This window comes from Caulobacter sp. DMC95 (assembly GCF_056313785.1).
In genome coordinates this window covers 134866-151771 of the sequence record NZ_JBQUZP010000003.1, presented here as the reverse complement: position 1 = coordinate 151771, position 16906 = coordinate 134866, and the positions used below count along the sequence as shown (strand labels likewise).

At 69.2% G+C, this 16906-nt stretch carries 13 protein-coding genes and 1 pseudogene; 4 read left to right on the top strand and 10 right to left on the bottom strand.

Annotated elements, in window-relative coordinates:
* Positions 1–3: 3 nt before the first annotated feature.
* From ACT53N_RS08720 to ACT53N_RS08710, 3 genes are all read left to right on the top strand, one after another.
* Positions 4–270: a DUF1272 domain-containing protein gene (locus ACT53N_RS08720; protein WP_476063537.1), complete on the top strand. Its 267-nt coding sequence runs from the start codon at positions 4–6 to the stop codon at positions 268–270.
* A 348-nt stretch (positions 271–618) separates the two neighbouring features.
* The gene (locus ACT53N_RS08715) at positions 619–3693 is read left to right on the top strand and encodes a TonB-dependent receptor (RefSeq protein ID WP_476063536.1); all 3075 of its coding nucleotides are present in this window, start codon (positions 619–621) and stop codon (positions 3691–3693) included.
* 281 nt (positions 3694–3974) lie between these two features.
* The gene (locus tag ACT53N_RS08710) at positions 3975–4118 is read left to right on the top strand and encodes a hypothetical protein (protein WP_476063535.1); all 144 of its coding nucleotides are present in this window, start codon (positions 3975–3977) and stop codon (positions 4116–4118) included.
* 7 nt (positions 4119–4125) lie between these two features.
* Here ACT53N_RS08710 and ACT53N_RS08705 read toward each other — a convergent pair whose 3' ends face one another.
* Genes ACT53N_RS08705 through ACT53N_RS08670 form a run of 8 tightly spaced genes read right to left on the bottom strand, consistent with a single transcriptional unit; the run spans position 4126 to position 14795 of the window.
* Complete coding sequence (locus ACT53N_RS08705; protein WP_476063534.1) at positions 4126–5850, bottom strand: hypothetical protein; 1725 nt, start codon at positions 5848–5850, stop codon at positions 4126–4128.
* Positions 5847–8009, bottom strand: a complete 2163-nt coding sequence (locus ACT53N_RS08700) for a DUF4175 family protein (protein ID WP_476063533.1) — start codon at positions 8007–8009, stop codon at positions 5847–5849. The genes ACT53N_RS08705 and ACT53N_RS08700 overlap by 4 nt, the downstream gene beginning before the upstream one ends.
* Positions 8006–9160 (bottom strand): BatA domain-containing protein, encoded by a 1155-nt coding sequence (locus ACT53N_RS08695; RefSeq protein ID WP_476063532.1) that lies wholly within the window; start codon positions 9158–9160, stop codon positions 8006–8008. The genes ACT53N_RS08700 and ACT53N_RS08695 overlap by 4 nt, the downstream gene beginning before the upstream one ends.
* Entirely contained in the window at positions 9157–10044 is an 888-nt protein-coding gene (locus ACT53N_RS08690) for a DUF58 domain-containing protein (protein ID WP_476063531.1), read from the bottom strand. The genes ACT53N_RS08695 and ACT53N_RS08690 overlap by 4 nt, the downstream gene beginning before the upstream one ends.
* A gap of 8 nt (positions 10045–10052) precedes the next feature.
* The gene (locus ACT53N_RS08685) at positions 10053–11060 is read right to left on the bottom strand and encodes an AAA family ATPase (protein ID WP_476063530.1); all 1008 of its coding nucleotides are present in this window, start codon (positions 11058–11060) and stop codon (positions 10053–10055) included.
* Positions 11061–11081: 21 nt separating this feature from the next.
* Positions 11082–11801 (bottom strand): DUF4159 domain-containing protein, encoded by a 720-nt coding sequence (locus ACT53N_RS08680; protein WP_476063529.1) that lies wholly within the window; start codon positions 11799–11801, stop codon positions 11082–11084.
* 9 nt (positions 11802–11810) lie between these two features.
* Positions 11811–13142, bottom strand: a complete 1332-nt coding sequence (locus ACT53N_RS08675) for a TldD/PmbA family protein (protein ID WP_476063528.1) — start codon at positions 13140–13142, stop codon at positions 11811–11813.
* A gap of 21 nt (positions 13143–13163) precedes the next feature.
* Entirely contained in the window at positions 13164–14795 is a 1632-nt protein-coding gene (locus tag ACT53N_RS08670) for a TldD/PmbA family protein (protein WP_476063527.1), read from the bottom strand.
* A gap of 208 nt (positions 14796–15003) precedes the next feature.
* Here ACT53N_RS08670 and ACT53N_RS08665 point away from each other — a divergent pair.
* Positions 15004–15135 (top strand): annotated as a pseudogene (locus ACT53N_RS08665) (hypothetical protein); the annotation flags it as partial.
* Between the two features lie 195 nt (positions 15136–15330).
* On the opposite strand, the gene ACT53N_RS08660 reads toward ACT53N_RS08665, so the two are convergent.
* Positions 15331–15873: a hypothetical protein gene (locus ACT53N_RS08660; RefSeq protein ID WP_476063526.1), complete on the bottom strand. Its 543-nt coding sequence runs from the start codon at positions 15871–15873 to the stop codon at positions 15331–15333.
* Positions 15873–16604, bottom strand: a complete 732-nt coding sequence (locus ACT53N_RS08655; RefSeq protein WP_476063525.1) for a 2OG-Fe(II) oxygenase family protein — start codon at positions 16602–16604, stop codon at positions 15873–15875. The genes ACT53N_RS08660 and ACT53N_RS08655 overlap by 1 nt, the downstream gene beginning before the upstream one ends.
* Positions 16605–16906: the final 302 nt, after the last annotated feature.

Here is a 16906-nt window from a genome sequence, read left to right as displayed (position 1 = left end):
CCCATGCTCGAATTGCGTCCCAACTGCGAGTGCTGCGACGCCGACCTGCCGCCGTCCAGCGACGCGGCGCGAATCTGCACCTTCGAGCACACCTTCTGCCTGGATTGCGCCGATCGCTTCGGCGGCCTGTGTCCCGACTGCGGCGGCGGACTGGTGGCCAGGCCCATCCGGCCCGAGAGCCAGCTGCATCGCTATCCGGCCTCCCTGCGGCGGGTGACCCGTGGACGCGCCGCCTACCGCACGGGGCCCGGGGCCGCGCCGCCGGGCTGAACTGGTCTGGACAGTTCAGGGATTTTCTGGCGCATCTCTCGGGAAGTGGTCAGGACTATTGGCCCGGCGCGTGGTCGCTTCATGGCCGCGCGAGAGCCTGTATGGGGCCGCCTAGAAAGGCCTGATTGCGGTTCTGCCGTACGCCCGACCGACAAAAATCCGCTTCGTATCGCGCGAAGGACAGCCCAGCGCCGCTCTCCTGCGCCTCAATAGGTCTGACCTCAGTCGTCTGACCTATTGACGACCACGTTGTTTCGCGAGAGTGTCTGGTAGCGCTACCAGATCGGGCGGCGCCAAGAAGCAAGGCTGCTCGTCTTCAAGCGGGCTTTCGGGAGGAAGGGGATCTCAATGCGGAATTTCGCTATGGGCGCGCGTCTGCGCCGCGCTGCGCTGCTGGGCGCCACCATGTTGTCGGGCATGATCGCTGTCGAGGCGCACGCCCAGACCGCGCCGGCGGCCGCCGCCGATGACTCGGTCGAGGCGATCGTCGTCACGGGCTATCGCAAGAGCCTGGCGCAATCGACCGTCGCCAAGCGCGAGAGCACGGGCTTCGCCGACGCGATCTTCGCCGAAGACATCGGCAAGTTCCCCGACTCCAACATCGCCGAGTCGTTCAACCGCGTTCCGGGCATCACCATCACCCGCGACATCACCGGCGAAGGCGTCAATGTCGCCATCCGGGGTCTGGGCAGCAACTTCACCAACGTGACGCTGAACGGCGCCTCGATCGCCGTGGCCTCGTCGGGCGCGACCGACGCGCAGGGCACCGACCGCTCGGTCGACCTGTCGTTCTTCCCGACCGATCTCTTCACCAAGCTGACGGTCAACAAGAGCTACTCGGCCAGCCTGCTGGAAGGCGGCGCGGCGGGCAATATCGACATGCGCTCGGCGCGTCCGTTCGACCGCCCCGGCCAGTCGCTGACCATGAACATCCAGGGCGTGAAGGCCGACGGCGCGGGCGTGGGCGCCAAGGGCTCGCTGATCGCCAGCAAGACCTGGGACAATTTCGGCGTCCTGTTCGGGATGTCGGGCCAGCGCCTGAAGACCGACACCCGCGGCTATGAGACCATCGGCTACACCAACCCGAACCTGTCGGCGGCCCAGTGCGGCGCGACCAGCGGCTGCAACCCCACGGGCGGCGGCAACTGGACGATCCCGGGCACAGTCCCGGTCGGCGCGGGCGCAGGCCTGGTGGCCGGCACGGTCATCGATCGCGCGTTCCTGCTGGCCAACAACCCCGGCGCCTCGATCCAGCAGATCGACAACGGTCTGCTGCCGCGTATCGGCCGTCCGTCCGCCTCGTACGGGAACCGCGACCGCATCAACCTGGTCGGCAGCCTGGAGTGGCGTCCGAACGACGACGTCAACTTCTATGTCGACGGGATGTACGGCTACAAGAAGACCGACCTGATCCGCGAAGACATCATGTGGATCGTCCGCAACGGCGCGGTCATTCCGCTGAACACCAAGTACGACAAGGCCGACTGCTCGACGGGTTGCACGGTCACGTCCGGCACCTACGCCAACTCGAACTTCTTCCTGGAATTCCGTCCCTATCTCGAGAAGACCGAGCTGTGGGGGATCAATCCGGGCGGCGAATGGCGCATCAACGACAAGCTGAAGTTCGAGGCCCAGGCCAACTACACCAAGAGCACGTTCCACCGCGAGAGCCCGACCTTCGGTCCGGTCACCGCCTTGGGCGTGGGGACGACGGTTGAGTACACCGCCAACCCGACCGGTATTCCGACCATCAAGAGCAGCGTCGACCTCAACAACCCGGCCAACTTCATCTGGACCGGCGGTCGCGTGAACATGCAGGACGAGAAGCGCTGGTATGAGACCAAGGGCGCCCGCGCCGCGCTCACCTGGGGCGACGAGGCCCTGAACCTGAAGGCCGGCGCCAACTACGACGACATCTCGCGCACCATCCGGGGCTACGACAACAGCCAAGCCTGGCAGAACGCGACCTGCGGCAACAACCCGAGCATCTTCCTGCCCTCGCCGAACGGTCAGCCGGCGTGCCAGGGCCTGAACCAGCCGGGCGCCGCCCCGGCCGGCTACCCGACCTATCCGGGCTACGGCACGGGCTATACGGCCGGTCAGACGGGCACGGTCACCTATGGCGGCTCGCTGATCCCGACCACGGGTCTAGCCGGCTATCTGAAGCCCGGCCCGGCCGGCTTCGTCACGGTCGACTGGGACAAGGTCAAGCAGGCCTCAAAGTACGACCAGTTCCACGACAACACCCCGGAATCCGGCGGCTCCAACACCGGCGCCAGCGGCGGCTACATCAACGAGAAGAACAGCGCGGCCTTCACCGAGCTGAACGGCGTGACCCAGGTTCTGGACAGCGACCTGCGCTTCAATGTCGGCGTTCGCTACGTCCACACCAAGCAGACGATCGGCGGCCGCGTCTCGGTGGCCGACCCGCGCAACGCTCCGGCTACGGGGACGCTGCCGGACGGCTCGCGCTATCCGAACATCACCAACTTCGTCTACACGAAGAACACCTATTCCAAGTGGCTGCCGGCCGCGAGCATCGCCTATGACGTGGGCGAGCGCGCCGTCGCCCGGGCTGCAGTGTCGGAGACCATGACCCGACCGGATCCGTCGGCCCAGCTGCCGGGCGTGAGCTTCGGCGCGCCGTCGGCCGACCAGGCCACGATCGGCAACTCGGCCCTGGAGCCCTACTTCTCCAAGAACATCGACCTGGGCTTCGAGTTCTACACCGGCCAGGAAGGCGTGGTCGCGGTCAACGCGTTCCGCAAGTCGATCACCGGCTTCACGCAGAACAACGTGGTCACCCAGCCGTTCTCGTTCCTGGCCCAGTACGGCATCACCTACGACACCCTGAACGACACCCAGAAGACGGCCATCAACTCGCGTGGCGGTCCGACCCAGGCGCAGGTTCAGGTCCAGTCGCAGATCAACGTGCCCAACAAGCTGACGATCAACGGCCTGGAGTTCCAGTGGGTTCAGCCGCTCGACTTCCTGACCAGCCGGTTCGGCGTCGAGGGCCTGGGCGTCAACGCCAACGCCACCATCGTCGACCAGACCAGCAATGGTCCGGCCACCGCGCTGGGCGTGGCCAAGTACACCTACAACCTGACGGGCTACTATGAGCACAACGGCGTCAGCCTGCGTCTCAGCCATGTGTTCCGGAAGGGCTCGCAGGTCAGCGGCCTTAACCAGAACGGCATCGCCGCCGCCGCCCTGTTCTCGGACGACTACAAGCAGACCGACTTCTCCTCGAGCTATGACCTCGGGAAGATCTTCGGCCTGAACAACGCCCCGCAGGTGACCTTCAACGTCACCAACCTGACCAACGAGTCGCTGCGCTCGTACTTCCAGTACGACAACGCCACCTTCACCTACTACAAGCCCGGCCGCACCTATGTTCTGGGCCTGCGGATGAGCTTCTAGGACGTCTTGATACCCCCCGCCCGCCGGCGTCCGCCTCTCCTGGCCCGCCGGCGTCCGCCTCTCCTGGCCCGGCGGGTTACTTCGGTTCGATCGCGCGGCCACAAACCTCCCGGTGTCGCGCGGGATCCCGCGGCGCGTCCCCCTCGGACGCGCCGATTTTTTTGGCCCTGGGGCGGGCTGGCGGCTGTCTCGCGGACAACTTGTCGCAAGCCGTTAGGGGTTCCCGATTCAGCTTCGTTAACACCTTGCGGGCAAGCTCCACCGTGCAAGGAGCATCGTCCATGGCCACCGCCGTCAACCCATCCCCGGTCAAGGTTTCCACGTCCGCTCGCTCGGCCCTTTCGGTCGGCGAGACCCTTCTGCACATGGCCCTTTCGGCGGCGATTCCGGTCAGTGCGGTGATGTTCGTGGTGCTGACGCTCTAGGTCAGGATCACCGGCGCGGCGAGCGCCGTTCCAGCCACCACAGCGCCCCCAGCACGGCGAGCAGACCTGCGGCCCAAGGCCACGGCGAGCCCGGCGCATGGCGCGCCGCGCGCGCCGGACCGGCGGCGGCCGTCTCGACCAGAGCCTCAGTCGCCGCCCGCGCTTCGGCGTTCGCCAGGGAGGGCGCGGCGTCGGCGGGCTGGACGTACAGCGCGCTCCGGCGATCACCCTCGACGATCATCCGCCAGCCCGGGCTCGCCGGCCAGTAGGCGGCGCAGGCCCCCGGGGCGGCGCGTGGATCGACCAGCGGCCGCCGCGTCGTCCCTTCGGGTTCGACCACGGTAAGGCCTTCCCGCGCCCCGCACAGGGCGACCCTCTGACCCGCCCGCGCCAGGCCCTCCACCCGCACGCCCGCCGCCTCGCCGGGACGGGCCACGGCCGTGAACAGCTCGCTCCACAGCTCGCCGTGGCGGTCGGCGCGGCCGGTCAGCACCAGGGCGTAGCTGTCGGCCACGGTCCATAGGGCGACCCGGCCCTGGCCCCGCGCGCGCCAAGCGGCCAGGGGCTGGCCGTCTTTGGTGACGACCAGCGGCACGCCGCCTGAGGCGGTGGGCAGGATGTCGTAGCGGTTGACGTCCGTGTTCGGACCGTTCAGCCGCACGGCGCGCAGGCCGTCGGTCTCGGCGGTGGGCAGGCCCAGACTCGCCCAGTCGCGGCGCACGGCGTCCGACAGCGGGCCGCTGGGCCGTAAGAGCAAGCCCAGACCGCCGCGCACGGCGCCGTCGATGGCCGCGCGCTCCGGACGGCTGAGCGCCTCCCAGCGGCGGTCGTCGATCACCAGCAGGTCCACCGCGTCGAACGTCGCTCGGGTCAGGGCCACGGGCGCGTCGCCCAGCTGCACGCCGCCGCCCAACGACACCTCAAGGTTCAGGGCGATCCCGGCGTCCTGGGCCCAGCGGCGCAGATACTTGGTCTCGGCGCTCGGCGCCCCGGCCAGGACGAGGACGCGCGGGCTGACCGGGGCGCGGGCCTCGACCGGGATCTCAACGTGCTCGATCTGCCGGCCGGCCGGGTCGCGCAGGCGCAGGTCGAACAGCGCCGGACCCGCTGCGCGGGCCGCGCCAGCGAGGCGGAAGCGCGCGCCGGCCGTGACCTCGACCTTGTCGACCACGGCGCCGGCCGGATCCAGCAACTCGACCACGCCGGCCTCCAGCACGCCGATCTCGCCGCCTACCGTGAAGCGGGCGCCGGGGGCGACTGGCGCGGGCAGCGCCAGGGCGATGATCCCCTTCGGCGGCGCGGGCGGGGCGAAGGTCGCGGGGCGGTCCAGCGGGATGCGGTCGCGCGGCGCAAGGCCGTGACCCTCGATCTGCAGACGGCCGGGCTCGGGATAGAGCCGCAGGGCGGTGGCGAGGTCCGGAACCCGGACGGCCCCGGCCGCGCGGGTCGCCTCGGGCAAGGCCACCACGACGTCGCCGGAGGCGGGCAGGCGAGCGCCCGCGCCCTCCGTCAGCACCACCAGCCGACCCGGCGCGGTCAGCACCTGCGGCGGGAACAGGGTCAGCCACAAGAGAGCGCCGGCCGCGATCTGCAAACCGGCCAGCGCGGCGAAGCGCCAGGTGGGCCCGCGCTCGGCCGTAGCAGCGGCCCGACGGCGCAGGGAAAGGCGCGTCAGGCTGACGACCAGCGCGCCGACGATCACGACCAGGGCCAGGAGCGAAGGACCGGTCATCGCAGGGCGTCCAGATAGAGCCGGCCGCGCGGATCGACCGGGGCGCGGCGCTGCACGCCCGGCGTCGGGCGCTCCAGCGCGGTCCACAGCAAGGCGCGCAGCTTGCGACGGCAGTCCTGGCACTGGGGCTCGTTGCGGACCGTGTCGATGGCCGCGCTCAGCGACAGGGCGTCGGGCAGGCGGCCGGCGTTGGCGGCGACCCAGCGGTTCAGGGCGTCGAGGTTCGGCGTTGCGGCGTTGGAACCCGTCTCGCCAAGAGCGCGCCAGGCGGCGACGGCCGGGGTGTCAGCGGCGTCGCGGACCAGCGGCGCGAGACGCCCGGTGACGATGCCGTCACGCTTGCCGCTCATCCGGCGCGACAGGTCGATCGGCGGCAGCTTGGGCGGGGTGCGGGCTAGATAGATCCGCGTCGCCTGCTGGGCGGTCTTCAGCAGGACGAGCGCCCGGTTGGCGTGCGGCAGGGCCGCCTTCACCTCGCCCTGGCGCAGGGCGCGCTCGGAGGCCCACATGGCGTCCAGCGCCTGGGCCAGGGTCGCGCGGGCGCTGGGCGAAAACAGGGTGGCGGCGTCGCCGGTGTCGTGGGCGTGACCGAACTGGGCCAACAGCTTGTCCATGTCGCCCAGCGGCGAGCCGTCGCTCTCGCCGCCATGATCGTGGCCGTCGCCCGGACCGTGGTCGTGATCGTCGTCATGCGCCTTGGCCTTGGCCGCCGGGGCGGCGGGGCCGTCATTGGTCGGAAGATCGAGCGCCGGGGCGTCGCTGGTGGGCAGGGCCAGGCCCACGCCGCCGCCCTCGGCCTCCTCGCCCATGAACTGGCCGTAGCGCAGGCGCAGCTGGGCCTGGTCCTCGCCAAGGCCGTTGGCGCTATCCATAAACTTGTCGGCCGAGATCCTGGCCTTGCGGGCCAGCAGGGCCTCGGCGTCGATGATGATCTGGCGCTGGCTGCGGAAATAGACCGGCAGGATCTTGCGGGCCATGCCCTCCAGGCCGTCGACCGGCGGCGGGTCATTGGGCCAGCGCAGGATGATGCTGGGGCCCTCGACGCTCTGGGCGGCGGGCTGGCGGTTGTCGCGGACGGTTAGCTGGACGATCAGGTCGCCGCCACGCGCAAGGCCTTCGCGGGCCAGGTCCAGCGACACCGGGAAACGCTTCAGCCGCGCATCGCCCTGGCCGGTCACCGGCAAGGTCCGCTCGGTGGTGGTGATGTTCTCGCCTTCGCCTTTGGTGACGGTGATCTTCAGGGTGGCGGTGGCGGCGACCCCGTAGTCGTCACGCGCCTCGAACACCGGCGCCCAGCGGGCCTGGCCGGGTTCGACGAAGGAGAGGGCGGTGGTCGGGCTCGCGACGCGGACCACGGGCGCGGCGTCCGGGATCATCTCCAGCCGATGCAGGCGCTGGCGGGCCAGGCCCGGGGCCTCGATCCGGTAAAGCGCCGAGCGCTCGAAGGCGCGCGCGCCGGTCCAGCGGCCGCCGTCGCGGCGTAGGGAGAGGGCGGCCTCGCCCGGGAAGGTCAGGCTCGCCGCGTCGGGCTGCGGCATGAAGCCCAGGCTCCAGGCGACCTGCGATCCGGCGGGCGCGCGGACATCGAGGCTGCTCTGCTCGAAAGGCCGCTGGCCGGTATAGGCGGGCGGGGTGATCCGCAGCCGCACGCCGGTCAGGTGCGGGGCGGCCAGCGGCGCGGGGACGGCTGCGCCCGGGCGTCGAACGCTATCGCTCGGCGCGGGCCATAGGGCGGCGGCCGCGATGACCAGCGCGCTGAGACCGACCGAGGCGGCGATGGCGCGGGTCGACCAAGCCGGGCGCAGGTCGAGGGCGGCGGCCTCCTTAAGCCGCTCCCGCAGGCGCGCCTGCTGCAGGGCGGCCAGGCCCGTCAGGGTCTCGGGCGCTGCGAAGAGGAGGTCGCTGCTGTCCTCAAGTCCCGGCGCCCGGGCGTCGAGGGCGGCGGTCAGCCAGGCGCGATCGAAGCGCTGCGTGCGTTTCCAGGCGGTCCAGGCCGTGGCGCCCAGGCCCGCCGCGCCGATGGCGAGCGTCCCCAGCGGCCCCGCCACCCGCCAGGCTGCGACGCCGCCGGCCAGCACGGCGGGCGCGCCGACCGCCAGGGTGTCGAGCACCACGCGCAGCCGGGCGGCGCGGGGCAGGTGGGCGAGGGCGGCGATCATGCTGGCGCCGCGCGGCTTCGACGCGTCGCCAGCCAGCGCTCGGCGGCGAACAGCGCCGCGATCAGCATCGCCAGCCACGGGCGCAGGTCGATCGGATGCGGATTGAAGGCCAGGGCCGGGCCTTCGCCGCCGACAGCGGGGGCATAGTCCTGCGCGGCGACGCGGGCCGGGGCCGGCGGCGGGTCCAGCAGGGCCCACAGGCGGTCGGGGAAGTCGGGCTCGACCAGGGCTGGCAGGCTCTTGGGCGTCAGGGGGCGGGTCAGCTGGACGACGCGACCCTGGCCATAGCGGCCCTCGAGCGCCAGCGGGGCGGCGTCGGCGTCGCGCCAGACCACGGTCTTCCTCCCCTCGACGGGCGAGGGCGCGTCATCGGCCAGCAGCACGACGCCGCCGCGCTCGATCCAGGCCAGGGCCGCATCCGACAGCGGGGCGCCCGACAGCCAGATCAGGGTCTTGGCCTGGGCGGGCGGGGGCTGGTCGACGGGCGCGGCTTCAAGGGGCGGGGCTTGGTCAGGTCCGGCATAGGCGGCCGCCGCCGCGCGGAAGTACTGAACCGCCTCGGCCCGCTCGGCGGCGTAACGGACCATCAGGCTGGGCGGCGTCCGCCGGGGTGCGGCGGCGGGCGTGCCGCTCGCCGGAGCCACCTTCCAGACGACCTCGCGCGACAGGACGAGCCGCGCGGCGTCCGCTTCGAAGGTCTGCGGCACGACCAGGGTCAGCGGGGTTCCGGCCGGGGTCTCGGCGTCGAGCTGGCGGATCAGGCTGGCGAGGTCGGCGGTCGCGGGCGGGACAGCGCGGCCCACGCTGGGGAAGTCCGGGGCCAGCCAGACACGTCGCACGCCCTGGTCCGCGACCTGGGCGGCGTCGATCCCGGAGGCGATGGCGACGACGGGCTGGCCATCGCCGGTCGGCCGCAGTACAGGGCGCGCCAGGGCGAGCGCGACCGCAACGATCAGCGCGATCCGCACCGCCAGCAGCAGGCGCTCGTCCAGTTGCAGGCGCTGGACCGGCTTGGGGTTGGGGTTCAGCCAGCGCAGGGCGGCAAAATCGATGGTTCGGGTTTCGGTGCGCCGGGCGATATGGATCGCCAGCGGAACCGCGACGGCCAGCAGGGCGGCGAGCGCGGCGGGCAGCAGCAGGGCGGGGATCATCGGGCCGCCGCCGCGCGGGCCAGGGCCTGGATCGGGCCGTCAGGATCCTGATCGGCGAAGTGCGCGGCAAAGCGGACGCCGCGCGCTTCCAGCCGGGCGCGCAGGGCGGCGCGGGCCTCGCCGAAGCGCTTGAGGAAGTCGGCGCGCAGGGATCTGCCTTCGCCGGGCAGCTCGGCAAGGGTCTCCGGATCACGGAAGCGCAGCGAGCTGTCGAACGGGAAGTCGCGCTCGTCGCCGGTCAGCAGCTGGACGAACGACACGTCGCGGCCCGAGGCGGCCAGGCGCTCGGCGGCGGCGACGCAGGCCTCATCGAAGCCGTCGGTGATGAAGACGACGAGATCGCCGGGCGCGATGCGCTCGCCCAGGGTTTTGAGGTCGCGGTCCCAGTGCGGCGCGCCGCCGGGCTTGAGCGGGCTGACCTCCAGGCGGATGCGGTCGCGCTGGCGCTTGTCGCCTGACGGGGCCAGCATCAGCGGGCCACGCTCCTGGGCCACGACGAGGCCGAAGCGGTCGCCTTGCAGCAGGGCAATCTCGATCAGGGCGGCGGTCAGCCGGCGGGCGGCGTCGAAGCGGGTCCAGGTGGGGCGGGCGAGATCCGCCTGGGCCATCGAGGCGCTGGCGTCCAGCACGATCCAGATCGCCACCGGGCTCTCGCGCTCGGCGTCGCGGACGAAGAACTTGTCGGACCGCGAATAGAGCTTCCAGTCGATGCGCCGCAGGTCATCGCCGCGTTCGTAGGCGCGGTACTGGGCGAACTCCATCGCTCCGCCGCGATTGCGGCTGGCGTGGGCCCCGTCGCCGACCAGCACCGCAGCCGCGCGCGGCGCCAGCGACAGGCGTCGCAGGCGGGTGCGCAGGTCCGGCGGCAGGTCGAAGGGCGACATGGGAAAGGTCAGTCGCGGGCGGGCGCGGGCAGGGCGGCCAGCAGGGCGGCGACCACGTCGTCGGTCGTCTTGCGCTCGGCCTCGGCGGCGAAGGACAAGAGGATGCGGTGGCGCAGCACTGGCGCGGCCAGAGCGACGACGTCCTCGCGGGTGGCGGCGAGGCGTCCGTGCAGCAGGGCGCGGGCCTTGGCCGCCAGCACCAGGGCCTGGCCGGCGCGGGGCCCAGCGCCCCAGCGGACATAGTCCTGGATGGCGCTCGGCGCGTCGGGGCCGGGACGCGTGGCGCGGATCAGGCTGGTGATCCAGGTCAGCAGGCCGTCGCTGACATGGGCCTGTCGCACCCACTTTTGCAGCTCGACGATGTCCTCGCCGGTCATCACCGCCTTGGGGGCCTCGATCGCGCCGCCGGTGGTCAGGGCCAGGATCGCCCGCTCCTCTTCGGCGGTGGGATAGCCCACCCGGATGTTGAGCAGGAAGCGGTCCAGCTGGGCCTCGGGCAGGGGATAGGTGCCGGCCTGCTCCAGCGGGTTCTGGGTGGCCAGTACAAAGAAGGGCTCGGACAGGGCGTGGGTGACGCCCGCATAGCTGACCTGGTGCTCCTGCATGGCTTCCAAGAGCGCAGCCTGGGTCTTGGGCGGCGTGCGGTTCAGCTCGTCGGCCAGGAACAGGTTGGTGAACACCGGACCCTGCTGGAAGCGGAAGTGGCGATGGCCCGTGCCGTGGTCTTCCTCCAGCACCTCGGTGCCCAGGATGTCGCTGGGCATCAGGTCCGGCGTGAACTGCACGCGGCGGAAGTCGAGCGACAGGGCCTGTCCAAGCGTGCGGACCAGCAAGGTCTTGCCCAGGCCCGGCACGCCCTCGATCAGGCAGTGACCGCCGGCCAGCAGGCCGATCAGGAGCTGCTCGACCACCTCGTCCTGACCGACGATGGCCTGGCCGATGGCGGCGCGCAGCTGCGACAGGCGCTGAAGCTTGCCCGCGATCTCGGCTTCGGTGGGGGTCTTGGTCATAAGCAATCCGAACAGAGAAAAAGGCGATCAGGCCGTGAGGGCGTAGAGCACGATGTTGACCGCGAACTTGGTGTTGTCATCGGCCAGGAAGCGCTTGTTGCGCCAGTCGTAATCCCACTCGCAGCCGTAATCCTTGTTGCTGTAGAGCACCCCGAGGCGCCCGCCGATCTCGATGCCCTTCAGATAGTCGTGGACGAGATCATCGCCCCAGCCGTTCAGCTCGAAGCTGGTGGCGGGCGGCCCGTCGAACTTGAAGAAGTTGCGGTAGATCAGGTGGTCGTTGGGCAGCTTCTTCAGGGCATCCGCCCCGAACAGCTTGGCCATCTGGCGCTCGAACGACTTGGCGAACAGGCCGTCGATGTCGTGGTTGCAGTCGTCGACGAAGACGAAGCCGCCGTTGCGGACATAGGTCTTGAAGTTCTCGGCCTCGGCGGGGCTGAACTCGACCAGCTTGTGGCCCGCCAGGTAGCAGAACGGGGCGGTCAGCATGGCTGGGTCCGACAGGCGTACGACGCGCTCTTCGGGATCGACCCGCAGGGTGGTGTAGTCGACCAGCGAGGTCAGGATGTTGGCCGGCATGCGCTGGTCGACGTCCCAGTCGCCGCTGTCGTAGCGCAGGCGCGTGAACCAGAAATCGTAGGCCGGCGCGGCTTTGGGAGACGATGGGAGGCTGGCCAGCCAACCTCCCATCGCACCGCCCGCCAGCAGACGCAGACACTCCGAACGGGTTACGCGACTGCTGGCCATAGGTGTGTGTCAGACGGCGTCCGACAGCGAGGTGAAGGTGAAGTCGCGCACGCGCATCGGCGGGATCATGTACTTCATCTGACCGCCTTCGCTGACGCGGACCGGACGGCCCAGGTCGTCGATATTGTTCAGCATGATCACCGGCGACTCGTTGAAGCGGAAGTTCTTGATCGGATACTTCAGCTGGCCGTTCTCGATGTAGAAGGTGCCGTCGCGGGTCAGGCCGGTCAGCAGCACGGTCTGCGGATCGACCATGCGGATGTACCAGGTGCGGGTCACCAGGATGCCGCGCTCGGTTTCGCGCACCAGGTCGGCGGTCGACTTGGTGCCGCCCGACATGATGATGTTGCCCGGACGCCCGACCACCGGCTTGCCCTGCTTCTGCGCCCAGTAGGGCGAGTACATCAGGTTGGCGATCTTGCCGTTCTCGACCATGGCCATCTTCTCGCGGGCGCGGCCCGAGCCGTCCCACGGCAGGACCGCGAGGTCCGGATGCCAGGGGTCGGAGATGAAGCTGACGCGCGGGTCATAGACCTGCTCGCCCAGCTTGTTGCCGCCGCCCTTCTTGGACAGGAAGCTGCGGCCTTCGTCCGCCGCGCGGGCGTCGAAGAAGTTGAACATGAACGAGATCAGGCCCGAGGCGGCGGCCGGCTCGAGGATCACCGTGTACTTGCCCGGCTCCAGGGCCTGGGCCTCGGCCGAGGCGCTGGCCTTGCGCATGGCGATCTCGATGTCGCTGGCCGGCTTGAACGGGGTCGAGTCCTGCAGGTTGCGGGCGACCCAGCCCGAGCCCTTCCCGTCAGCGGTGCGAACGGTGCAGGTGTAGTCCATCTCGGTCGAACGCTGGTAACCGAACGCGCCCTTGCTGTTGGCGAAGGCCACGAAGCTCTGCTCGTCGTTGAGGAACCCGGCCGCGATCAGGTTCTTGGCGCGGCAGGGCGCGATCGACGCCATGGCGATGTCGGCGCGCTGCTCTGGCGTGATCGCCGCCGTGGCCGCGCTGAAGGTCGAGCTGGGCTTGTAGACCTGCTTCTCGACCGCCGGCACGAACTCGGGGTTCTCCGGCGCCAGGCGGGCCAGCTCCTCGGCGCGCTTGACCGCGCGGGCCAGGGACGCGTCCGAGAAGTCGTTGGTCGACGAGGTGCCGACCCGGCGTCCGAAGGCCACCGAGACGCCCAGGTTGGTGTCGCTGACCACGCCGCTGGTCGAGACGTTGTTCAGCGCGAAGCGGATGTTGCCTTCGATCGAGCCCGTCAGCTGGGCGGTGCATTCGTCCGCCATCGAGAACTTGAGGACCTTGTCGAGGATCGTCTTGGCCTCGGCTTCCGTCATGATACCCATGATGTGTCTCCCTCGATCCGCTTAACCGAGCGAGCGCGCGGTATTGATGACGTTGATGCCGTCGAACCTTGTGGTCGACGAGCCGTGGCTGACGGCCGAAACCTGGCTGGGCTGGCCCTTGCCGTCGAAGAACGACCCGAACAGGCGGTAGTCCCGCTCGTCGCAGATCGCCGAGCAGGCGTTCCAGAACTCCGGCGTGCGCATCTGGTAGGCGACGTCCTCCAGCGGCTGGGTGATCTTGCCGTCCTTGATCTCGTAGAACAGCGTGCCGCCGAACTGGGCGTTGTAGCGCTGCTGGTCGATCGAGAACGAGCCGCGGCCCAGGATGTAGATGCCGTTCTCGACGTTGCCGATCATGTCGGCCAGGCTGAGCGGCTTCTTGCCGGGCTCCAGCGAGACGTTGGGCATGCGCTGGAACTGCACGGTTGACCAGGAGTCGGCGTACGAGCAGCCGTCGCTCTCGGTCTTGCCCAGGATGTGGGCCTGGTCGCGAGTGGCCTGGTAGTCGACCAGCTTGCCCTTCTCGATCAGCGGCCAGCTCTTGGTCTTGATGCCTTCGTCGTCATAGCCAACGGCGCCCAGGCTGCCCGGCTGGACCTTGTCGGCCACGACGTTGACGATCTCGTTGCCGTACTGGAAGCGCTGCTCGCGCTTGTCCAGCGTGGCGAAGCTGGTGCCGGCGTAGTTGGCCTCATAGCCCAGTACGCGGTCGAGTTCGAGCGGGTGGCCGATCGACTCGTGGATGGTCAGGCCCAGGTGGTTGGGGTCCAGCACCAGGTCGTAGCGGCCCGGCTTCACCGACTTGGCGGTCAGCTTCTCGCGCGCCTGGACGGCGGCGGCCTGAGCGTCCTCGACCATGTCGTAGGACTTGTTGTAGCTGATGATGCCGTTGGGCGAGAGAACCTTATCCTCGGCCTTGGGATCCAGATACTCGTAGCCCATGCCCATCGGGGCCGAGAGGCCCTCGCGCGAGCGGAACTTGCCGGTGGCCTTGTCGATCGCGGTGACCGTGAACGGCGCCCAGACGCGGTGGATGTCCTGGTCGATGTACGAGCCGTCGCTGCTGGCGAAGTACTTCTGCTCGTTGATCAGGAACAGGCTGGAGTTGACGAAGTTGGCGCCGGCCTTCAGGGCCGCGCCGTTGACTCGCATCAAGAGGTCGACCTTCTCCTGCAGCGACACTTCCATGCCGTTGCGGCGAATGGGCGTGGCCCACTTGACCTCGCCCACGCCTTTGGCCGGGGCCAGCTGGACCGGCGCGGTCTGGTTCTTGGCGTTGGCCTTGGCGATGGCCACGGCCAGGCGGGCCGTCTGGGCCACCGACTCCGGCGACATGTTGTTGGTGGCGGCGAAGCCCCAGGCCCCGCCGGCGATGACGCGCACGCCCACGCCGCTGGACTCGGTGTTGGTCACGCCCTGGACGTTCGCTTCGCGCGTCTGGATGAACTGGCGCAGATAGCGGCCCACGCGCACGTCGCAGTAGGTGGCCCCGGCGGCCTTGGCCGCGTTGAGCGCCGCGTCGGCCAGGCGCTTCTTGACCGCGACGTCCATCGTCTCGATCAGCTGTTCGGCGGCGATGGCCTGGCCAAAGCCCGGCAGCAACACGCCCCCGGCGCCGATGCCGCAGGCCGCGAGGAACTGTCGTCTATCCAAGGTCTCTCCTCCCAGTAGCCCGCGAAGGGGCACGGTCTCGCCCGTTCCGGATCGGCCGGAATCTCACGCGAGCGAAGTTCTGACGTAGACCAGCGCCCAAGGTCAAATATTTCTCAAATGTAATGTTTGGGCGCGCTCTGTTTGCACGCTTGAAGCATTTCTCTGGCGATACGGCCGCAAACGTGCCTTGCCGCGAGAAAAAGGGTGCATGGCTGAGGTTTCGGCGCACATTCGGCTGGAAATCCTCGTCCTTCGACAAGCTCAGGATGAAGATCACCCGTAAACATGCGCCAACAGTCGTCCTCACCCTGAGCTTGTCGAAGGGCGAGGACGTCTTCTGCTGCGTCCTTGACGCCCGAGGGACTAGAGCCTGTCTGGTTTAGATGGAGTCATCTAAACCAGATAAACAGGCTCTAATTCATAGGCTTAGGGCGCGTTCGAGCGGTTTAACCGCTCACACTTAAACCTAACGCGCTCTAATCAACGGCGCCTGGCGCTTATTCGTCGGGCGCCGAATCCGCAAAGGCCAAGCGCCTCAGCGCGCCGGGGCGGCCTCGCTGCGACGCACCCGGATGGCGGGTTGAGCGCCGACCTTCATCATGTAGCTGCCCATCGCAGCCTTGCGGATCTCGACGGTGGTTCCCGCCTTGGGCGGCTTGCCCAGGATATCGCCGTCGATCTGGCGCCAGACCGCGCCGTCTTCCAGCGTCACGACCAGGCGTCCTTCGGCGTCGGCGCGCGCGGTCTTGACGACCGCCTGCAGCTTTTCGGTCTCGGCCTTGTCAGCGCCGCGATCCAGGATCGACAGGGTCGGCAGCTCCAGGCCGAACGCCTGACGCCGGGCGGCGCGGGCCGCCTGCTTGTCGATGATGATGACCTCGCCCGTCTCCTGAGCCTTGGTCACTGACTGGGCGGCCTTGTCGTAGCAAGACAGGCGCTCGCCATCGGTCTTGATCGCGCTGCAGGCCTTCAGCGCCTTGATCACGTCGGGCTCAGGCGCGGCCTGGGCCAGGGCGCCGGCGGCGGTGAGGGTCAGGGCGGCGGCGAGGGCGGGGGCGAGCATGGCGGAGGTCCTCATCAGGCGGCGGTCTTGTCGCCCAGCAGCCAGCCGGTCAGGGACAGGCGCTTGGCTTCGGCGTAGCTGGCGACCTGGGCCACCGAGTGGGGCGTGGGCACCTTGAACAGGGTCAGCACATTGAAGCCCGGCGCCAGGCCGCGCGTCACATTGCCCTCGGCGTCGTGAAATAGGAGCTGGCCGCCCCAGTCCGGACGCCAGCGCCGGGTGAAGCCCACGGTGAAGGCGGCCAGGCGGTGGTCCTTGCGATGGCTGTCGTCGTGCACGGTCAGAAAGTCGCCGGGGCGATAATAGGAGGCTTGGACCCGCACGCCGGTCACCTCCGGCGCGCCGATCACCTGGCCGCCGAAGTCCAGGAACGCGCGGCTTTCCAGGAACTCGGTCGCCCGATGGACCGGCGTCTGCGGCGCACGCAGATACTCGTCCTGCAGCGCATAGGACATATGGACGAACGAGAAGCCCTTGGCGGCGCGCTTCAGGGCGCCTTGGAGGAACTGGCGCACCTGGGCTTCGCCGAACTTCTTGATGACCTCGGGCGTGATCACCAGGGTCTCCGAGGCCTCGTCCGGCGCGACGATGTTCCAGGTCAGCGGGTCCAGCAGGGCCGCGACCGCTTCGGCGTCCTGGGGCGCCAGGAAGACAGGGATCTGCACGTAGCCGTCTTGCGCGAACCGCTCGGCGAAGGTCTCGACCGGCAGGTCGGCGTTGATTCTGAGGGGCGGGTGCTGAGGCATGCGAACTCGGACAGGCGGCGGCGGAGCGGCAACGGGCTGCCGAATATCCATTCAAGCGTTGCTTCTTTGCTTGGCGCAACCGCCCGATCGCATCCGTTGGCCCGACACGCGCCTTTTCGCAGGCCGTACAACGCATCTTCAGTGAAGATCAAAGTCGTTGATGATGGGTAGCGCTACCCATGATCGTTGATCGATGTTCATCAGGCAAAGTTTGTCATTTCAATGACAGAATATAGAGTTTCTAAACGACGGATTTAGCGAAACTCATTGTCAGTCACTGGTTGGATTGGATTCAAAAACTC

Excerpts from the sequence above, each read along its gene's own strand:
- ACT53N_RS08720 (WP_476063537.1), top strand. The coding sequence starts at position 4 with ATGCTCGAATTGCGTCCCAACTGCGAGTGCTGCGACGCCGACCTGCCG.
- ACT53N_RS08715 (WP_476063536.1), top strand. The coding sequence starts at position 619 with ATGCGGAATTTCGCTATGGGCGCGCGTCTGCGCCGCGCTGCGCTGCTG.
- ACT53N_RS08710 (WP_476063535.1), top strand. The coding sequence starts at position 3,975 with ATGGCCACCGCCGTCAACCCATCCCCGGTCAAGGTTTCCACGTCCGCT.
- ACT53N_RS08705 (WP_476063534.1), bottom strand. The coding sequence starts at position 5,850 with ATGACCGGTCCTTCGCTCCTGGCCCTGGTCGTGATCGTCGGCGCGCTG.
- ACT53N_RS08700 (WP_476063533.1), bottom strand. The coding sequence starts at position 8,009 with ATGATCGCCGCCCTCGCCCACCTGCCCCGCGCCGCCCGGCTGCGCGTG.
- ACT53N_RS08695 (WP_476063532.1), bottom strand. The coding sequence starts at position 9,160 with ATGATCCCCGCCCTGCTGCTGCCCGCCGCGCTCGCCGCCCTGCTGGCC.
- ACT53N_RS08690 (WP_476063531.1), bottom strand. The coding sequence starts at position 10,044 with ATGTCGCCCTTCGACCTGCCGCCGGACCTGCGCACCCGCCTGCGACGC.
- ACT53N_RS08680 (WP_476063529.1), bottom strand. The coding sequence starts at position 11,801 with ATGGCCAGCAGTCGCGTAACCCGTTCGGAGTGTCTGCGTCTGCTGGCG.
- ACT53N_RS08675 (WP_476063528.1), bottom strand. The coding sequence starts at position 13,142 with ATGGGTATCATGACGGAAGCCGAGGCCAAGACGATCCTCGACAAGGTC.
- ACT53N_RS08660 (WP_476063526.1), bottom strand. The coding sequence starts at position 15,873 with ATGAGGACCTCCGCCATGCTCGCCCCCGCCCTCGCCGCCGCCCTGACC.
- ACT53N_RS08655 (WP_476063525.1), bottom strand. The coding sequence starts at position 16,604 with ATGCCTCAGCACCCGCCCCTCAGAATCAACGCCGACCTGCCGGTCGAG.